Here is a 1391-nt window from a genome sequence, read left to right as displayed (position 1 = left end):
AGGATCAGATCGCAGGACTCGAAAAAGGTTCAATTGATTTAGGCAACAACGCCGATTGCTTGTCCAAACATGCTTGCATTTAAGTTCATACCTTCCTCACTAAATCTTGATTATGTATAAATCGATCTTTCAAAGCGGTTTGATTAAGCCACGGCGAAGATGATGTATAGACCGATACCAACACCGATCATCGGTACTGCATCCACAAGACCCATCATGATGAAGAATTGAGTACGAAGCATTGGAGTAAGGTCTGGTTGACGCGCAACACCTTCAAGGTATTTACCTGCTAAGTTACCAATACCAGATGCTGCACCTGCTGCACCTAAACCGATCAGTAATGCACCTGCTACATATAAAACTGCGCTTACGATATCCATTTGTATCTCCGATAAATAATTTTTTAGTTAAATTTTTTAGTTATTAATTAGTGGTGTTCTTCTGTTGCCATACCTAAATAAACAACGGTCAGTACCATAAATATAAATGCTTGCAAGAATACGATTAATATGTGGAATAGTGCCCAAGGAACACTCAGTGCCCATTGCATCCACCATGGCATTAATGCGATCAGAATAAATATCATCTCACCTGCATACATGTTTCCAAATAATCGTAAGCCTAGTGATATAGGTTTTGAAATTAATGTTATTAATTCAAGAACTAAGTTAACAGGGTATAAAAGAGGGTTATCAAATGGCTGCGTAGTAAGCTCTTTGATAAAGCCTTTCAATCCTTTATTTTTAAATGTATAAGTCAACAGTAAGATAAATACACCGAGTGCCATCGACATTGGAATATTTACGTCCGCCGTTGGTAGATCTCTAAAGTGTTCTAGACCCATTGCACGACTTAATGCTGGTATGAAATCTATTGGTAATAAATCGACCGCGTTCATTAACAACACCCAAACAAAAGTGGTTAATGCCAGTGGCCCTATTAATTTATCCTCCGCTTGAAAAATCTCTTTTACTAGGTTGTTTACAAAATCAAATATCAGTTCGATAAAACATTGAAATCGACCTGGAACACCGCTGGTGCCCTTAGTCACTACGTATCGAAAAGCTCCAATAAACAGTAAACCCGTAATCCAAGATACCAACATCGAGTCGATGTTGAACGCCCAGAAACCATCACCTGTAGTTAAGAAGGTTAAGTGATGCTCTATGTATTCGTGAGCGGTAGTTACTTGATCCATACTACACGTACTCCGATCTTGTAGAGGCAGTAATAAATGGTGTTAAGAAGTACCCAACCATAGTGAGAATATATGCGTACAATATTACTGGGTTATCCAATTTGAAAAACTGGAACGCCAAGATAAACATTAAGAACGTATCATAGACAGGATCTTAAGAGCTAACTTGTTTATTTAGATAGAAAAAAGGCTT

General features: G+C 38.0%; 2 protein-coding genes and 1 pseudogene. All 3 read right to left on the bottom strand.

All coding sequences use genetic code 11. The features are described 5' to 3' along the window. Positions 1–143: 143 nt before the first annotated feature. Positions 144–380: a F0F1 ATP synthase subunit C gene (atpE, locus tag ACED46_RS21905; RefSeq protein WP_004730405.1), complete on the bottom strand. Its 237-nt coding sequence runs from the start codon at positions 378–380 to the stop codon at positions 144–146. A 47-nt stretch (positions 381–427) separates the two neighbouring features. Then, positions 428–1198, bottom strand: coding sequence for a F0F1 ATP synthase subunit A (gene atpB / locus ACED46_RS21900; RefSeq protein ID WP_017060838.1), 771 nt, complete (start codon positions 1196–1198; stop codon positions 428–430). A 1-nt stretch (position 1199) separates the two neighbouring features. Continuing rightward, positions 1200–1337: pseudogene (locus ACED46_RS21895) on the bottom strand (ATP synthase subunit I); the annotation flags it as partial. Positions 1338–1391: the final 54 nt, after the last annotated feature.

This window comes from Vibrio sp. 1S139, assembly GCF_041439475.1.
GTDB classification, from domain to species: domain Bacteria; phylum Pseudomonadota; class Gammaproteobacteria; order Enterobacterales; family Vibrionaceae; genus Vibrio; species Vibrio crassostreae_C.
The sequence above is the reverse complement of the archived record's forward strand: the minus strand, read 5'-3'. Positions and strand labels throughout refer to the sequence as shown.